The 14,253-nt window shown below is 43.4% G+C and carries 13 protein-coding genes and 1 tRNA gene; 7 read left to right on the top strand and 7 right to left on the bottom strand.

Annotated features, from left to right (window positions below; all coding sequences use genetic code 11):
- Positions 1-29 precede the first annotated feature (29 nt).
- Positions 30-449 carry a BlaI/MecI/CopY family transcriptional regulator gene (locus RM368_RS13165; protein ID WP_292721488.1) on the top strand — a complete coding sequence of 140 codons (420 nt, stop codon included), beginning with the start codon at positions 30-32 and terminating at the stop codon, positions 447-449.
- Entirely contained in the window at positions 449-1,288 is an 840-nt protein-coding gene (locus tag RM368_RS13160) for a M56 family metallopeptidase (RefSeq protein WP_322694492.1), read from the top strand. The genes RM368_RS13165 and RM368_RS13160 overlap by 1 nt, the downstream gene beginning before the upstream one ends.
- Before the next feature lie 28 nt (positions 1,289-1,316).
- Here RM368_RS13160 and RM368_RS13155 read toward each other — a convergent pair whose 3' ends face one another.
- The 3 genes from RM368_RS13155 to RM368_RS13145 form a co-directional block, all read right to left on the bottom strand.
- A complete protein-coding gene (locus tag RM368_RS13155; protein ID WP_322694457.1) occupies positions 1,317-1,622 on the bottom strand; it encodes a hypothetical protein in 306 nt (101 codons plus the stop codon).
- Between the two features lie 182 nt (positions 1,623-1,804).
- Positions 1,805-4,216, bottom strand: coding sequence for an AAA family ATPase (locus RM368_RS13150; RefSeq protein ID WP_322694456.1), 2,412 nt, complete (start codon positions 4,214-4,216; stop codon positions 1,805-1,807).
- Between the two features lie 2 nt (positions 4,217-4,218).
- Positions 4,219-5,292, bottom strand: a complete 1,074-nt coding sequence (locus tag RM368_RS13145; RefSeq protein WP_322694455.1) for an AAA-like domain-containing protein — start codon at positions 5,290-5,292, stop codon at positions 4,219-4,221.
- A gap of 226 nt (positions 5,293-5,518) precedes the next feature.
- On the opposite strand from RM368_RS13145, the gene RM368_RS13140 reads away from it, so the two are divergent.
- Positions 5,519-6,307, top strand: coding sequence for a hypothetical protein (locus tag RM368_RS13140; RefSeq protein ID WP_322694454.1), 789 nt, complete (start codon positions 5,519-5,521; stop codon positions 6,305-6,307).
- Between the two features lie 273 nt (positions 6,308-6,580).
- On the opposite strand, the gene RM368_RS13135 is transcribed toward RM368_RS13140, so the two are convergent.
- From RM368_RS13135 to RM368_RS13120, 4 genes are all read right to left on the bottom strand, one after another.
- Positions 6,581-6,652, bottom strand: a tRNA-Asn gene (locus tag RM368_RS13135).
- A 147-nt stretch (positions 6,653-6,799) separates the two neighbouring features.
- Positions 6,800-7,348 (bottom strand): NYN domain-containing protein, encoded by a 549-nt coding sequence (locus tag RM368_RS13130; protein WP_322694453.1) that lies wholly within the window; start codon positions 7,346-7,348, stop codon positions 6,800-6,802.
- Between the two features lie 263 nt (positions 7,349-7,611).
- On the bottom strand, positions 7,612-8,289 hold the full coding sequence (locus RM368_RS13125; RefSeq protein WP_094352150.1) for an ABC transporter ATP-binding protein: 678 nt from the start codon (positions 8,287-8,289) through the stop codon (positions 7,612-7,614).
- A 13-nt stretch (positions 8,290-8,302) separates the two neighbouring features.
- The gene (locus RM368_RS13120) at positions 8,303-8,575 is read right to left on the bottom strand and encodes a hypothetical protein (RefSeq protein ID WP_012410874.1); all 273 of its coding nucleotides are present in this window, start codon (positions 8,573-8,575) and stop codon (positions 8,303-8,305) included.
- A 450-nt stretch (positions 8,576-9,025) separates the two neighbouring features.
- On the opposite strand from RM368_RS13120, the gene psbD reads away from it, so the two are divergent.
- The 4 genes from psbD to RM368_RS13100 all read left to right on the top strand — a co-directional run bounded on the left by psbD (position 9,026) and on the right by RM368_RS13100 (position 14,207).
- Entirely contained in the window at positions 9,026-10,081 is a 1,056-nt protein-coding gene (gene psbD, locus RM368_RS13115; protein ID WP_322694081.1) for a photosystem II D2 protein (photosystem q(a) protein), read from the top strand.
- 790 nt (positions 10,082-10,871) lie between these two features.
- Complete coding sequence (locus RM368_RS13110) at positions 10,872-11,153, top strand: 4a-hydroxytetrahydrobiopterin dehydratase (protein WP_322694452.1); 282 nt, start codon at positions 10,872-10,874, stop codon at positions 11,151-11,153.
- Positions 11,154-11,641: 488 nt separating this feature from the next.
- Positions 11,642-13,372: an iron uptake porin gene (locus tag RM368_RS13105; protein ID WP_322694451.1), complete on the top strand. Its 1,731-nt coding sequence runs from the start codon at positions 11,642-11,644 to the stop codon at positions 13,370-13,372.
- Positions 13,373-13,769: 397 nt separating this feature from the next.
- Positions 13,770-14,207, top strand: a complete 438-nt coding sequence (locus RM368_RS13100) for an Rrf2 family transcriptional regulator (protein ID WP_322694450.1) — start codon at positions 13,770-13,772, stop codon at positions 14,205-14,207.
- Positions 14,208-14,253 lie beyond the last annotated feature (46 nt).

The following is a 14,253-nucleotide window of genomic DNA, read 5'->3' as shown; positions in this document are numbered from 1 at the left end:
ACTCCGCTCATCCCAAATCGAAAATCGCTATGGCACCTTTACCCGATTACCGCCCTAAACAACTATCTTTAGGCCCGTTGGAAGCGGAAATTTTAAATATTATCTGGGAGCTTGGTTCAGCCACAGTCAAGGATGTACACGATCGCATCCTCGCCGATCCCAACCGCGAATTAGCGTATACTTCTGTCACCACTGTTTTACGCCGCCTCACTGATAAAGGTTGGCTGGCCTGCGACAAAAAGGAGCGGGCATTCTATTGGCGGCCAATGCTGAGTAAGCAACAATCAGAAGTGATCAAAGCTCACGAGCAGTTACAGCGATTTCTCGCAGTGGGGAACCCCGATGTTGTTGCTGCCTTTGCTGATAGCTTAGATGAAGCAGCTAGCGAACAAATAGCAGCGATCGCTAAACGTATTCAATCTGCACGCCAAGCCAGGGAGGAACAATGATGCATCTGATAATGATTTTGAATGCTTTGGCAGTTGCCTGGTGGTTAAGATCCGCTTGGAATCAACGCCAAGGTAATTGGAATTTGCGGTGGCAGCGATCGCTATTTTTGTTTCTCTTTCCGCCTTTGCTAATTTTCATGACTGCGATCGCTGTGCTGTTCATGGGACCTCAAGGACAAATGGGCGGAATGTATACAGGCTCAATTAGTTATTTACTAGCATTAATTTATTTGGCATTTTTTGCCATTTCATGCATTAAACTTGCTTTCCAAGGTTGGCAGTCTGTAGAATCTGCCCGTAACTGCCCCTTAGTGAATGTTGGCGATAGACAAGCCAGACTATTGCAAACAGGCGCGTTGTTCGCAGGTCAAATCGGTTTTTGGCAACCGGAACTAGTGGTTAGCCAAGGATTAGTGCAAACTCTCTCACCGGCTCATTTAGAAAGTGTCTTAGCCCATGAGCAAGGGCATCACCATTACAGGGATACATTCTGGTTTTTCTGGTTGGGTTGGGTGCGTTCTTGCACAGCATGGTTGCCGAATACAGAGCCTTTGTGGGAAGAATTGTTAGCTTTGCGCGAACTTCGTGCCGACGGTTATGCAGCATTGCAGGTAGACCCTCTGGTGCTAGCAGAATCACTTTTATTAGTGGTTAGTAGCGGTCCTGTCTTATCGGAAATTTGTTGTGCTGCATTAGGTTCCTCTGGTGCAGATCGTTTAGAACAAAGAGTAGAAGCCCTATTAGCACCACCGGAACCAACCCCAGAAGCTCAATTACAATCGTGGCATGGCTTTCTGTTAGCATTCCTGCCTCTACTGTCTGTGATATTTCATAGTTAAGTTGATGTTCTAAACTATATTTCAACTGCTATAAAAAGCTACTACAGCCCAAAGCTGCAACGGTAGTGACATCGGTCGTGTCTGTAGTAACTTCTGCTTTGACGTTTCCGTGTTTCGCGCAAGCTGTAGTAACTTCTGCTTTGACGTTTCCGTGTTTCGCGCAAGCTGTAGCAACTTCTGCTTTCCCTGTAGTAACTTCCGCTTTGACGTTTCCGTGTTTCGCGCAAGCTGTAGCAACTTCTGCTTTAACGTTTCCGGGTTTCGCGCAAGCTGTAGCAACTTCCGTCATCAATGTAGCAATATTGGTTATGTCTGTAGCGATCGCGGTTGCCACGTCACGATGAAAATTTTGAATCTAGCGGTTCCCAATTGTATGGAATACAGACCTAACCCCCAGCCCCTTCCCTTCTAGCGTTGGGGAGTAAGATTCAAAGCCTCTCTCCTTTTAGGAGAGAGGTTTGGAGAGAGGTCAAAACTGTACTGCACCCAAGGGAGAACCGCTATAGGACTGTTATATTACTCTTCTTCTAGCAACTGTTCTACATATTTTTGCACTAAAGGCACTTGAAAAGCATTGCCTTCTTGAGTCAAGATTTCTTTTCGCGTTAGTTTGCGGATAACGCCTTTGTCTTGCTGTGTGGGAGTTTCTCCGTGGATTATTCGGCGCAGGAGAGAGCGTAGGCGTAGCCCGTCGTAGACATCGCTATCTGTTAAACTCCTCCATAATTCCCGAAAATACTGATCGCCTCGCTCAAGCACAACAGGTATAACTTCTTTAACATCCTGTGCAGTAGCTTTTGCTGTATCTGCTTCTCGCCTGTTTCTTCTGATATCGCGGTTTAGCAACTCCACCAACTCATAACACACCAACTGAACGAGATAAGGTTGACAGCGAGTAAGTTGGATAATTTCATCTACAGCAGTTGGTTCATAGATATCGCCGAAGTTCTCTACTGGCTGTTGAATCAAATCGCGGGCTTCTGACTCTTGCAGGTAAGTCATTCGTAAAGCACGGGTGTTAATTAGATAGTCACTCCAGTAATCGTCAAGTTCAGATAACTCCTGTGAACCACTAAAAAGTAAAATCCACTTGCGTTGGTGTTGCAGCAGGTTACGGATAAAATTGAGCGGTGCACGGCTGCTTGTTGCTTTCACTACCTCACCCAGGCGTTCATATTCATCCAAACAGAGGAGAAATTGCTTACCGGAGTTGTTGCGTTCTATTTCTGTTAGCCAAGTTTGCAGCGCAGGAAATGGATCTTCAGCTAGTTTATTGGCATCTGGATTAGGCAAGAATACTTTGCGGGGTAATCGCCGTGCAGCTTCGATAATTTGTTGAGCTAAATTCTCAGCCAATCCTTTTAACGTTGTAGCTGATGCTGCTCCTTGTATATCTACCAGCAAAGGTACAATATTTGCTTGTATTTTGTAAGGTAGATATTTCAGCGCTGAGGTTTTCCCTGTTCTCCGCCCTCCATAGAGTAACAACACTGGCGGTTGCTCTGAAAGTGTGAAAGATTCAATTTCCCGAAATATATCAATTCGCCCTTTAAAACGATCTTTTGCTGTTTCGTAGTCTAGTGAGTTACCAGCAATATAAACTTGCCGAATTTCTTTTGATTGCTGTGCCTGTTCCTCTAAAGTGCGCTGCGCCGTCTCTAGGATAGTCAGCCAGTTTTGTGCAGTGTTGCCAAAAGAGAAAGCAACGCGAGCATCTTTTGTCAAAGCTAGATTTTGCGCTAGTTTGCGTAATGCATTGATGGGAATGTTCAGTAACTCATATCGACGATAAGGTGAAGTTGCTTCCTCTGATGCCCGTACATTCTGACTAATATCCAAAAATTGGGGCAGTACAATGCCAAGTTCCTTTGGTGCTGGTGAGGGAATCCACGCTAGTTGGTTGGCAATGTCTACAATATCGCTCAACCTCTGACAACGGTTGAGAATATCTACAGCAATACCAGAAATTGCCTGTGCTGCAACTTTTTGCTGGTTAGTGGATGTAATTAGATAATTAATAGTCTCACGGGCAACATCTGGGTTCTTTTGATAAGCCTCTACAATCATCACATCCATGAAAGGCAGAGGCAAAATAATCAATTCATCAAAGCAAGGGGGCAGATATCGCAAACAATTTACCCGCTTACCATTGGGAAACAACAAGAACAGGGTAAATATCCACAATAATTCCGGCAACCAGAAGTAAACCCGGAACACACCCAAAATAAACGCCACGCTTCCCGCCACGCCGAACGCCGAGACGGAGCCCAAGCCGATGGGCACGGCGAAGGCCACGCGCGGCAAATTTTGCACCACGCCGAACACCACGCCTGCTGCCACGCCGAACGCTACACCTAACGCCACATTTTGCGCCATACCTAACGCCACATCTGGCGCCATACCTGCCGCCACGCCGATCATCACGCTTGTCGCCACGCCGAACACCACGCTTCCCACCACGCCGAACATCACGCCTACCGCCACACTGACCATCACAAGTGCCGCCACGCCTGATAAAAATTGAACTGCCAAAAATATGGTAAAGACAGCAACAAGGAAAATAACTAGCCTATTTGTATTACTGTCAGGGTATACAACCCTTCCTATAAACCAGCCCACCAAAAAAACACAGCTAAAGAACCAGTTAAATGATTCACCACTAATCAGAATGTAAACTGGTGCCACCAATAACACAGCAAACATTGGTACTACAGCAGTTAGCCACCTAGCTTGCCCAGCATAGCGACGCAGGCGGGGGTCAATATAAAACTCAGCTTGTTTATTGATGTCATCTGTTGGCTTCAATTCTGGATTGATATCGCGCAACCAACGTTTAAAAGTAAAAGGCTTGAAGTAAGCCCAATACAGCAGACACATGCATTCAGCCACATAATTCCAAAAGCCTGATGTTGGAGACTTGTTACTCATGGCTACTTTATCCCCAGCTTGTCACGCACAAAATCCCAAACTTCATTCCAGTGCAGCACACCCACCAAAACCAAAACGAGCAAAAGCAGAATTACCATCCCGATAATCCAGTTGCTCACATCATCAACAGCCCCACCAATAAACTTGGCTATTCTACCCAGACGTACTGGTAAATCCCAAACTAACCAATGCAGCCATAATTGCCATCCCTGTCCCTTTGCTTTGAATTTAGGATTTGCAAGCTGTTGTTCAAACTGCTGTTTGGCCCACTTGATAGCCTTACCTTGTTGACGTGCTTCCCACAAATAGTAACCAGCCAATTGCAACTTATAAGGATGACGATCGCCCCATTGCTGGGCATGACTCTGTTCATCTACACTCAAAGCTGCACCATTTATAGACCGAGTTGGTAAGCGCGACAGTTCAATAGCCTCATCTGTAGTTAGTTCTTTCAAATAAATAGTGTGACCAATATTGAAAAAACTAGAGCCAAACCGATGCTCGTTAGCATAAACATCCAGTTGTTTACGGGAAGCCACCACTAGCATCAAGGCGTTGCTATCCATTAGCGATCGCAAATTGTCATAAAATCCATTATCGAATTTATCGGGATATTTCAAAAGGCTTTCAAAATCATCTAGACAGAGGACGGGTAGCTTTCCTTGCCGTTTCCATTCCTTAACCGCATCTGAAAATGCTTGACGATTAAGCGGTTTACTCTTCCAACAATTTTGCAGACTGCGTTGTTGCCATCCCTGAACGTGATTCAGTAAACCTTCAGCTACAGCCTCATAGAAACCCGTTTCAGTTTGGCAATCTACACCCCGTAACGGTAGGTAAATTACCACATAACGGTTCGCGTTTAATCCTCGCTGCTCCCAAGTCCGAACAAAATAATACAGCAACGAAGATTTACCAATGTGCTTGTCACCAACTATATTTATACTTGTAGGCTGATCGCCCTTCATCCGAGATGCGATCGCGTGTAATTCATCTTTACGACCGACAAACAGCCTGGGATCTTCAATCATCCCCGCAGCCACAAAAGGATTGTCAGGCAGCGCTCCAGAAGTCATGTAAAGCGTTATCCTAGTTTCAGGAATTTAAGTGCAATCACTTAAAAGAATAGCACTAGCCCGATAATGTCTTTGCTATCTAGTTCTTGGGTATATGCATTTGCCATATAATCACAAGCCACAACGATTCCTAACACGAGATTGAAAACCAAATCATTTCAATCTGCGATGCAAAAAGTTAAATTTCGTGTATGGGCTGCTTTGAGTAAAGACTACAGTTACAACAATGAGACTCAAAATATTAGAACAAACTCCAACATTATTGAAACTACAACTTAAGCCAGCAGCCATCCTCTACTGGTTATTTGGCGGATTATTTGTAGCAGGAGGCGTTTTTTTGATAATAACACTGGCAAAGACAACTACTTTTACTTGTAATCGAGTTAAACCCACTCAAGAAAGTTGCCAATTAATCACCAAAAGTATTTTAAAATCTCAAGTTAAAAATTGGAATCTCAAAGAGGTACTAGGTGCAAAACTAGACACTAGTACGACTGCTGGGAATAGTTATCCCTTGCTACTTCTGACGAGAGATGGTTCAATTCCCATAGATTTAGTAAATGCAGACAGCACTCACAAAGAATCTATGGCTGCACAAATTAACGCCTTTCTTAAAAACTCTCAACAACCAAAATTAACTATTCATGAAGATACTCGTTTTTGGACTTATCCTCTAGGTTTATTCTTAATTGCAAGTGGTGCTGTTTGCATTATTTATCTGCTGATGAATAATATAATTATTTGCATTTTCGATAAAACTTTTGACAAAGCAACTATCAAACGTAAAGGTTGGCTTGGGCAAGAAGTTATTGAAGCTAAACTTTCAGAAATAGCAGGGCTGAATATGGATGCAGTTACAATTGACACAGTAACAGGTACAAGTTCAAGCAGTTATAATATTGTCTTAAATTTGGTATCTGACAAAAATATTTATTTGGCTGCTGGCCCAATGTTTACTGCTAAGAGTGCAGAACAAACCATTGAAGCGATCGCCACCTTCCTAAAACTAGATTAACCTGAGAGCAACCCCTTGAGAACCCTTGCCAAATACTCACACTGCTCTTGATTTTGCTGTCTCAATTCTGTCCACCCACGAGGTAGCAACGAACCCATAAAAGCTTAGGGATTCCTGTCCGAGCTGCGATCGCAGTCTTTGTTGAAACTCCAGCACTTGTTTAGGACAAGCACCAAAAGACCCATGATTCAGAAACGTCACAGCCGAGTTAAGCGACCATAAGTTTCTGATGGATAATTTAGAATCCAAAATTTAAAATCTAAAATTGTTAAACTCCCCAGGCTGGATTCGAACCAGCGACCAATCGATTAACAGTCGATCGCTCTACCACTGAGCTACTGAGGAACGCTCACGATTTATAATCTTAGGGCTAAAAATAGTATTTGGCAAGTACTTTCGCCAATATTTTTTTTAGATAGTTAATTTATGGAAATTTTGCAGCCAAAATCTATTCAAGAACTTAAGCAGAGACTCTTAGATACTAAATATCTACTACAATCCCATTCGTAATTCAGCCAGACGCTGCCGCGCTTTAGCATCAATGGCATTAACTAAAAACCGACTCTTAGATTGTTTGCGCGTATGATACTTTTGTCGCATCCGGCAGACAGTGGCTTCCACTTCCCCACAGAGTTGTTGTGCTGACAACCATTCAGCCCCATACCCTTGTACCATCAACTGCTGTGCCCGATCTGATGTAGCAACAATCACACGAGAAATCAAAGATTGGGCTATTTGGTGGCGAAAAGAAGCGCAGGATTTTTCAATATAAGTATCTGCGGTTTGCCCAAATTCAGTGTAATAAACAGATAAAAGCTCAGTAATAATTTCTTTATTACTAGAGGTGTTTTGATATTGGGCATCAAAAACTATCTGAGTTGTATAACCTTGAAAGGCACTATAACCAGTCATTGCTTCTACAAGTTCGCCCCGTGCCGCCTCTAATCCAACGCTATCACGCGTTTTTTTAAGGCAAGGCCAAGCGCCTATTATATTGTAGCCGTCCACTAACAAAACGGCTTGGAGTAAGGAACGGGGCATGGTTTTTAATCACAATTTTCTAGAGTTAACAAAATTCATTCATAAGTTTTATAATAATTGATGCATAGTCTGTAACACTATGTTACACAAAATAAAAAATACGGCAGCCTCACAAAACTCAAACTTTAGATAGACGCACCAACTTAAAACGCGCCTTTATTTAAAAGGCGCGTTACAGTTTTTGTTAGTATTATTCAGGAGTGCTAAATGCAATGAATTTTACTTATTCACTCAGCACTCGTTACTCAGCACTCAGCACTCAATTAAGAGGCTTCGCTGTGTACCTCCATCAGGCGTTGTTTGAGACGTTCGGCTTCACCACTATCTACCAGAGAGCCTTTTTCTAGCAAGAAAGCGCCGTCACAGTAATTTAACTCATCTAATCGATGTGTCACCCATAGGGCTGTAATACCTCGACTTTTGACAAGGCGGCGGACACCAGCAACTAAATCCAGCTGGCTATCTGGATCTAGTAAGGCAGTGGGTTCATCTAATAATAAGACTTCACAGCGACGGGCGATCGCACCTGCGATCGCGACTCGCTGTTTTTGTCCCCCAGAAAGTGCATAAATAGGGCGTCGTTGCAATGTAAGCAAATTCACCGCTCCAAGCGCCTCCTCAACTCTTGCTCTGGTAGCAGCAGGTGGCAGCTTTTCTTCCACCAATCCAAAAGCCACATCAGCACCAACAGTTGGCATTACCAGTTGATGATCTGGATTTTGGAAGACAAAGCCAACGGGTTGCAAAACCCGAATTTCGCCAGATTCAGGAGCTAATAACCCCGCCAGCAGTCTCAGTAAAGTAGATTTTCCGCTGCCATTTGTACCTAAGAGCATCCAAAACTCACCCTTGGGTACTTCTAAAGAGCAAGATTTGATAACTTTCTCTCCATTAGGCCAACTGAAATTTAAATCCTTGACCTCAATGCCCACTTGAGCCATTTGTCAACCTTGGTTACTCAGCAGCTACAGCGAAAAAGCCAGGTGGTCTGCCACCACCAGGGGTTGTACCATCTTTCTGAACAATCTGCACCCCAGAAATTTCACTAGCGCGGACAGCAATTTTTTTCTCTGTCTTGCCTTCGCATTTGAGTTCTACAATGTCAGGGTTCCCAGAACGGATTGCTGCCAAAATTAGCTGATAGACAGCCTCAGCATCCTCTGCTGACTTACGTTGTACGGAGATCGGGAAAGCAGTGTTTCTGATGCTTAAATCGATGGTAAACATTTAGCAATAATCAAATTTAACTGTGGACTCATTTTAGCGTCAGCTGAGTGATTCTAGGGAAATGGGGATTGGGCATGGGGCATTGGGCATTGGGAAAGAGGAGGCAGGAGGGAGAAGTTCTTTAATTTTGAATTTTGAATTTTGAATTTTGAATTTTGAATTTTGAATTGATTTCTGCCCTGCTCCCCCTGCCTCCCCTGCTCCTCTACCTCTTTGTTCCTAATTCCCTATCCCTACCCCCCATTTATCACCTCATCTGAATCAAAAAATAAATTTTATGAGAAAACCCCTAGAAAAATTAGCAATTTACACCTAATATAATTAAAGGTGTGTAAAAAATTGTAAACTGGGTTAACAACCTGGTTAACTTTCTGCTTATAGAAGGTCTTGATATGGCCATCTATAATACAGATACCACCTGTACTTATAAACATTTGGAGATTTGCTCTAATGACCATCGCAGTTGGACGCGCGCCCAGTAGAGGGTGGTTTGACGTTCTAGACGACTGGCTCAAGCGCGATCGCTTCGTATTCGTAGGTTGGTCAGGAATACTATTATTCCCCTGCGCCTTCCTAGCACTAGGCGGTTGGCTGACCGGCACCACCTTCGTCACCTCTTGGTACACCCACGGATTAGCCTCCTCCTACTTAGAAGGCTGTAACTTCCTAACAGTGGCAGTATCAACTCCCGCAGACAGCATGGGACATTCTCTATTGCTGTTGTGGGGCCCAGAAGCCCAAGGCGACCTCACCCGTTGGTTCCAATTAGGTGGGTTGTGGCCATTCGTTGCCCTACACGGAGCCTTCGGTTTGATTGGCTTCATGTTACGGCAATTTGAAATTGCGCGTCTAGTGGGTATCCGCCCTTACAACGCTCTGGCTTTCTCTGCTCCGATTGCAGTATTCGTCAGTGTATTTCTGATGTACCCCTTGGGACAATCTAGCTGGTTCTTTGCACCTAGCTTTGGTGTCGCAGCAATTTTCCGGTTCCTGTTATTCCTGCAAGGGTTCCACAACTGGACACTCAACCCCTTCCACATGATGGGTGTTGCGGGTGTATTGGGTGGTGCGCTACTGTGTGCGATTCACGGTGCCACAGTCGAAAACACCTTGTTTGAAGATGGTGATGGTGCTAACACCTTCCGCGCCTTCAATCCCACCCAGTCGGAAGAAACCTACTCAATGGTGACAGCAAACCGTTTCTGGTCACAGATTTTCGGTATTGCTTTCTCTAACAAGCGCTGGTTGCACTTCTTTATGTTGTTCGTGCCAGTCACAGGCTTGTGGATGAGTGCCGTCGGCATCGTCGGTTTAGCACTGAACCTGCGGGCTTATGATTTCGTCTCCCAAGAATTACGGGCGGCGGAAGACCCAGAGTTTGAAACCTTCTATACCAAAAACATTTTACTCAACGAGGGTATCCGCGCTTGGATGGCTCCTCAAGATCAACCCCACGAACAATTTGTATTCCCTGAGGAGGTATTACCACGTGGTAATGCTCTCTAAGAATTCAAATTTGGCCATCAACCTAAATTAAGGTTGTGGTTGGCGAAAAATGACACACCCAGATAAGATAATCTCCTTGCGATCGGCCTATAAAGTGTCAATTTTCATTATCTAAAGTAATCTCCCACCTTTTGATGGGAGATTTTTTCTATAAATGGTTAATATCTCTCAATTTATATGTTATGTTAGATGAAGGTTATAAACCCAGAGTAAATTCTCTGCCCTTTTGAGACTAAGACCGCTTAGGCAACAAGGAGGTGATGCCCATGATAGAAAGTAGTATACGCATGGGTCATCAGGTTGCAGTTAGCCGGCTGTGTGCCGGGGCTGTTCTCTAAAAGTTAGCCTTAGTCATCTTTGAGATACTAAGTTAGCTCAAGTAGCTAGGCAAGCTCGGAGTTCCTTCCGGCAGTCTGGTTGCAACCTGAAGACCCGCTACACCGCTCTGAATTTAGATCATCCGATCTAATTCAGAGCGGATAGTTTTTTATAAGTGATTTTTGTTTTATCAATGCTTACTTTTAAAAGAGAAATAGCGATCGCTGCCACGAACAAAGCCAACCTATTTAAGTTTTCTTAAAAAGCATAAATATTTGGCATTAAACCTTGGAGTATGACCAAATATGAGAAATATCATCTATCTGCCAAGTCTGATTTAAATCTAGACACACGCATTCTGGCTGAATTTCTCCTTCCATACTTTCTGTGGGGAGAATAAAAGGGGTTTGGCTTTGTCAGATGCAAAATGTAACAAATATATTATTAAGTATAGAAGTAGCGGTTTCCTGATATGGCACAACTACTTACCGAAGCGGAAATTCAAGAACAGTCAAAATTTCTGTCAGATTGGACTATTCAAGATTCCAAGTTGCAAATTACCCGCACATTCAAAGATTTTATTGAAGCAATTGAGTTTGTCAATAAGCTGGTTGAACCGGCTGAGTCAGCTGGACATCATCCAGATATAGAGATTTCCTACAATAAAGTGAAGATAACACTTACAACATATGATGCAGGCGGATTGACGCAGCTAGACTTTGATGTAGCACGGGTGATTTCCCAGATTAACTAAGTGATTTATTTTAATATCTTGCACCAAACTATAGGAAGTCACCACAATATACGGTTTATATAGCCGAGCCAGTATGTTCTAACTAACGTGACATTTATACTAGGAGCGAGTGGAAGAAGCTATTTTCGATCGCAAACTCTAAGTGTCTAAAGCTTCAGTAATTTAGCTTGCGTAGAGAACGAATGACCCAAACTCTACTCCCTGCTTAGATATTTAGATAAGTATGTGTGACAGTTATTAAGGCGATCGCTCCAATATTGCCATCTAGATCGGATGTTTTATAATGTTATGATATAAAGATATGTTTTTGCATAAGTTAATCACATCAGTTTTTAACCCAAAGTTAATCGTTTATTAGCTTTGCAAAAACTAGAATTGTAGTAGAGACAACTATGCCTCATCCATAGGTTTCAATGAGATGTCGCATTTTCGAGAATTAGGTGTAACGAAACCAATTATCTAAACAAGGTGTGAGGAGTAAAGGAAAAATGTCTAATCTCTTATGGAAATCCTTAGTGGTTAGCCCAGCAGTTTTGGGAGCAACATTGTTAGTTTCGGCAACAGCAATGGCGGCCCCAAGCACAACCACTGAAGTATCACCAGCTAAACAACTAGGTGTAACTGAAGTTGCCCAACAGCCAGAAGTATTGGCTCAAACAACCATCGATCAAGTTAATCGCTACAGCAACGAAGGCAACCAAGGCAATTCTCAGTCTCAAGTAACATCGGTTTCTCAATTTTCCGATGTACAACCTACTGACTGGGCATTCCAAGCATTGCAGTCCTTGGTTGAGCGCTATGGTTGTATTGCAGGTTATCCGAATTCCACATATCGCGGTAATCGTGCTTTGACCCGTTATGAATTTGCCGCTGGTTTGAATGCCTGTTTGGATCGGGTTAACGAATTGATTGCCACAGCAACAGCTGATTTGGTGACAAAACAAGATTTAGCTACCTTACAACGATTACAAGAAGAATTTTCCGCAGAATTAGCAACCCTACGCGGTCGCGTAGATTCTCTAGAAGCGCGGACTGCTGAATTGGAAGCTAATCAGTTCTCCACAACCACAAAACTGGTTGGTGAAGCTGTTTTTGCCGTCAGTGATGCATTTGGTGGTAACACTGGTGACGCTAACAATACTGTCTTCCAAGATAGAGTACGTTTAGACTTGCAAACCAGCTTCACTGGTAGAGACGTTTTACACACACGCCTAGCAGCGGGTAATTCAAATCCCTTTTCACTAGTGGATAACGCTGGTGGTCTTATCAATACTGCTGAAGGCACACAAACATATCAAGTTGGTATAGGCAATGGTAACAACAGTGTCAGAATAGACCGCTTGACTTATGAAGCTCCCATAGGCCCAGCCCAAGTTTATCTCGCAGCTAGTGGTGGACGGCATAGCCAGTATGCTGCTGTCAACAATCCTTACTTTTTTGACAACACTGACGACGGTGGTAACGGCGCTTTATCTACCTTTGCTTCTGAAAGTCCCATCTATCGGATTGGTGGCGGTGCTGGTATAGCACTCAATGTACCCCTTGGTAAAGGTGGCGGTATCCTGGGAAATAGCTCAATCACTGCGGGTTACTTGGCATCACAAGCTAATAATCCTGGTCTAAGTCAAGGTTTGACTAACGGCGACTATGCAGCTCTGGGACAGTTGAACTTTAGTGTTGGCGATCGCTTGGCTTTAGCTGCTACCTACGTCCACGCATATAGTGCCAGTGGTGCTTTATTCGACTCTGGTACAGACGGAGCACCTGGAGCTTTTGATGTAGGTACTGGACAAGCTAACTTTTTAGGTAATGCAGCAGGTATAACCCGATCTAACAGCAACTCCTACGGTGTGTCGGCTGCGTTTAGACCTAGCGACAAACTGTCCGTTAGTGGATTCGTCTCTTACCATGATGTTACAGGTGCAGGTGCAGGTGATGATTATCAAGCTTGGAGCTACGGTTTAGGGGTAGCGTTACCTGATTTCGGTAAAAAAGGTAACGTTTTAGGTGTTTTTGCTGGTGCAGAACCCTATTCCTTTAACCGCCCAGGTTTTGGTGGCAACAACGATATACCCTACCACTTTGAAGGCTTCTACAAGTATCGTGTGTCTGATAACATCTCTGTAACCCCTGGTGTAATCTGGTTGACCTCTCCTGGTCAAAATAGCGATAACGATGATGCTATTATCGGTACGCTCAGAACTACTTTCACCTTCTAGAGTGTTGATTATCTGCTGACAAATTTGAACTCTATTTATCCCCGCCATTAGGCGGGGTTTTTTGTTTTCGGTAATAATAATGGATAAACCCCAGTAGTTAACCGGAGTATACTAGAGAAGTTAGGAGTTATGAGTTATGGCGGGTTTGATATGAATAGACTAGAGTAATGCCCACTCTACAAGTGACTTACGCCGTGAGTAACTTTTTCTGAGCGAGCTTTTTTAGTAGAAGTTGGCGGTATAAAGCTACATATTGCGTAGTATCTTAACTCTACCAATTTGAGATTTTGAACTTTGGATTTGAGATTGAAGAAAAAATCTCAAATTCAAATTGAATGAGTTCTAACTCCTAACTCCTAATTCCTAACTAATTTTTACCTCTAACTTATTGCTGCTTGTGGAACTATCCTGTAAATCGGAATACGCAATTCTCGCCTTATTAGAGATGGCCGCTCATTACGAAAGCGGCGAACCGCTGCAAATTCGACAAATTGCAGCACAACAAAACATACCCGATCGCTATTTGGAACAGCTACTAGCAACGTTGAGGCGTGGCGGTATAGTTAAAAGTCAGCGTGGGTCAAAAGGTGGCTATCTGTTAACGCGAGAACCCCGAAAAATCATCCTTTTTGAAATTTTGGAATGTTTAGAAGGCTTAGAGGCGCGGGCTGGTGAAGAAAACGTTAATTCTAAAAGCATAGACAGTTCAGTTATAGAAGAAATTTGGCAAGAAGCAAGTCGCGCGGCAAATTCCGTCTTCCAAAAATATACGCTCCAGGATCTTTGTGAAAAACGAGATTCGCGGCGGTCATTAGATATCATGTACTACATTTAGTCAAGAGTCATTTGTCATTTGTTGATGACTAATGACCAATAACAAA

This window comes from Nostoc sp. DedSLP03 (assembly GCF_034530815.1).
Classification (GTDB): domain Bacteria; phylum Cyanobacteriota; class Cyanobacteriia; order Cyanobacteriales; family Nostocaceae; genus Nostoc.
Note: the sequence above shows the minus strand (reverse complement) of the source record. Positions and strands in the feature narration are given on the sequence as shown.